The organism is Vibrio sp. 10N.222.48.A3, assembly GCF_041475345.1.
GTDB classification, from domain to species: Bacteria; Pseudomonadota; Gammaproteobacteria; order Enterobacterales; family Vibrionaceae; genus Vibrio; species Vibrio tasmaniensis_A.
Genome location: NZ_JBFRVX010000385.1, coordinates 1 through 3,401 on the forward strand (window position 1 = coordinate 1; position 3,401 = coordinate 3,401).

Consider the following 3,401-nt stretch of genomic DNA (forward strand, 5'->3'; position numbering starts at 1 on the left):
CAATCAAATAAGCCAATAATTCACTCTTGCGCGATTTATCAACGGGATAAACCATCTGGGTAACGGTGTCAGCGGTGCTGTTTTTTGGCGTCACTTGAATTTCGCTTGGCGACTGCATCATTCGATGTGCCAGAGCTTTAATTTTGTTATCAAACGTCGCAGAGAAGAACAGAGTCTGTCGCACCTCATTCATACGAGAAAGAATGCGTTTGATATCAGGCATGAAACCCATGTCTAGCATGCGGTCTGCTTCATCCAGTACCAACACTTCAGAGTGGCTCAACATGATGTTCTTAGTGAACATATGGTCGATAAGACGGCCCGGAGTCGCGACAAGAATATCAGCTCCCCCGCGTAGGTTTTCAGTTTGAACCTTCATACTAACGCCGCCGTAAGCCACCACGACTTTGATGTCGGTGCCCTTTGCGTAGCTGGTTACGTTATCGAAAACCTGTTGCGCTAGTTCACGTGTTGGTACCAACACAAGCGCACGAACTAGCTTCGGGTTTGGAATAACGTTGTCTTTTGTCTCGATTAATCTTTGGATAATGGGCAAACCAAATGCGGCCGTTTTACCTGTACCCGTTTGAGCACCAGCCAATACATCTTTGCCTTCTAATACCAATGGAATCGCTTGTTCTTGAACACTGGTAGGAGCCGTAAAGTTAAGCTCTGATAGCGTAGCAAGAAGATGCTCAGATAATCCTAGTTGGTTAAAAGATTTTGTAGATTCAGACATAGTATGATGCTCAAAGATTAAATAGGCGCGGATTGTAGCAAACCAGCATTACGCTGTTTACCTTTCCTTTTGATTTTTCTTCATTTGAAGCGAATTAAACTGCTTCGCTTCTTCTAAAACACTAGGATAAAGCTCATTAAAGTGACACTGCAACGTGTTGTAGTGCTGTTCTAGGTCGTGATAGCAAGACTTAAGCATCCCAAGCTTTGGCCGTCTCAAAGCCATGCGTTGCAATACCACCTCAATGGAAGACATGTCTTGATAACTTAGCAACCAACGTTGTTCTGCCATTTTCTGGTGAACAGTAATGAAGTGCTCAGGCCAATGAGGCTCTTGGTGTTCAAAGATCTGTTGATGGCTGTCTACGCAAAAGCGCTCAAGTGATTGCGTTGAGAACTGAGCCCAATGATTGGCTAAGCAGTGATCCCAAAATACATCGAGTGCGATAGGTGCAAAGCGTCGTGTTTGGTGTGAGAAAAGCGATTTTGCAGAACGAGACACATCATGATGATCAGTATAGCTATCAACGAATCGATGAAGTCTTATTCCGTCTGAAAGTGAGTTTGAATAATATTTACTAGGATCGCCTTTAACGAAGTCACCTAACAGATTACCCGCTAAGTTACTTTTACAATGCTTGGCGATGTGGAGGTGTGCGAGAAAGTTCATTGAACCTCATTAAAGTATCGAGAACTAAGTAACATGGTAAACGTACTCGTTTATCTTCGCGAACTTTAATGAGGATAGTTTTGTTATGACGCGTGAGCGAATGAGATTTGCTCAGTTTAAAAATTGTTTAATTTGAGAACGTTGAACTACAGAAACCTTTAGTTCAGTAAAACCTAATTAAAGATCTTAAAAACTTAGTTCGAAGACTTGAAAAGCTCTTCTGCTAATTGTTTAACCGTCTGTTCATAGTCAGATAAATCGATACCAATTTCCATAGCATCTAACAACTCTAGACTTTCGTCATTATAAGATTGGTCACTCATAGTGCCCCCTCTATTCCTTGGTGTGGACATGTTGTCCGATTAACTAGTGCACCATCTTGGACTTAAATTATGTCACTTTGATGAACGCACTCTACTCTACCCATTCCATATTTATAGCTTGAAGCTACTCGCGATCATTAGCGCTTGTTTACGCTAAAGGGGCATACGCGAACGACATATGTACTGCCACCTTACACCAATTACAACAAATTACCCTATAAATTTTGAAGCAAATCACACTCAAACGTTTGCTTAAGCATTTTTAATTCCTTACGCACCAATCACTGTACACATTTATATACAGTGGATATTTTTAATTACATTAAACATTGCATTTGGAATTAAACTCAATCAAGATACTTAAAAATCGAGATATTCTTTGGGTTTATTCTCTTAGACCAGAAGAAATACAACGAAAACCCACCCTAACGTAAAGAATTATATACAATGAATAAATCAAAGGTTTTTGGTAGTACTTTGATCATTGCAGGCACAACCATTGGTGCCGGCATGCTCGCTCTTCCACTCGCATCTGCAGGAATTGGCTTTTCAACCTCACTATTTCTAATGCTTGGCTTATGGGCTCTAATGGCCTTCACCGCATTATTAATGGTAGAGCTTCATCAATTCGCTGAATCGGACGCAACTCTACACACGTTAGCTCACACGATTTTGGGAACGAAAGGAAAGTGGATCGCAAGCTTCGCCGTGATGTTTCTTTTCTACGCTTTGTGTGCCGCATACATTGCAGGTGGCGGTGCGCAGTTTAACCAACGTATCTCGGATATCGCAGGGATTGAACTCAATGGTCAAGTCACCACACTCCTATTTACACTCTTAGTTGCGGGAGTTGTGACGATTGGTACACACAGTGTTGATAAAGTTAACCGCGTTTTATTCGGGCTTAAACTGATTGCGATGGTACTGGTACTCAGTTTCCTTGCACCAAACATCACCTCTCAATACCTAATGAGCATGCCTTTGCAGCAAGGCCTGATTGTTGCTGCGATACCGGTTGTGTTTACCTCTTTTGGTTTCCACGGCAGCATCCCTTCAATTGTTCGATACCTGGATGGTGACGTTCGCTCATTACGTAAGGTGATGATTATTGGCTCTGCACTGCCTTTGGTCATCTATGTTTTCTGGCAGAGTGTTACGTTGGGTGTGATTAGCCAAGAGCAATTATTGTCTGATACTAGCTTGGGTGCGCTTCTAGTCTCACTATCGAAAACTGTTCATCAATCAAACTTAAGCTTGATCGTGGGTGTCTTTGCTGACCTTGCACTTCTTACTTCTTTTATTGGCGTGAGCTTGGGGTTATTTGAATTCATGGGGGACTCTCTAAGCAAGAAACTAGGCAATGCTAAACGCGTTAAGACGGCCGCTATCACTTTTTTACCACCATTAGGTTTTGCCTTGTTCTACCCACAAGGTTTTATCATGGCTTTGGGTTACGCTGCCATTGCACTTTCAGTGCTCGCAATTCTGCTGCCGACAGTAATGGTATACAAAGTTCGTTACACAGATTTATTAGTAAAACCTCACGCTACAGAATCAACTTACCAAGTGTTAGGTGGAAGCAAAGCGCTGTTTTTAGCGGGTAGCGTTGGCGTGTTTATCATTGCAATTCAAATCCTTATTTCAGTAGGGTTATTACCATCATTAGGCTG

At 42.1% G+C, this 3,401-nt stretch carries 4 protein-coding genes; 1 reads left to right on the forward strand and 3 read right to left on the reverse strand.

The genetic code is table 11. The features are described 5' to 3' along the window. The 3 genes from AB4653_RS11870 to AB4653_RS11880 form a co-directional block, all read right to left on the reverse strand. Positions 1–739 (reverse strand): DEAD/DEAH box helicase (locus AB4653_RS11870; RefSeq protein ID WP_372104244.1); only part of this gene is annotated, 739 nt, incomplete at its 3' end. 57 nt (positions 740–796) lie between these two features. Next, positions 797–1,408 (reverse strand): ACP phosphodiesterase, encoded by a 612-nt coding sequence (locus AB4653_RS11875; RefSeq protein WP_032555041.1) that lies wholly within the window; start codon positions 1,406–1,408, stop codon positions 797–799. 194 nt (positions 1,409–1,602) lie between these two features. Continuing rightward, complete coding sequence (locus AB4653_RS11880; RefSeq protein WP_017059831.1) at positions 1,603–1,731, reverse strand: hypothetical protein; 129 nt, start codon at positions 1,729–1,731, stop codon at positions 1,603–1,605. A 447-nt stretch (positions 1,732–2,178) separates the two neighbouring features. On the opposite strand from AB4653_RS11880, the gene AB4653_RS11885 reads away from it, so the two are divergent. Further along, positions 2,179–3,401, forward strand: a 1,223-nt coding sequence (locus AB4653_RS11885) for an aromatic amino acid transport family protein (RefSeq protein WP_009845232.1), incomplete at its 3' end; no start/stop codon positions are given.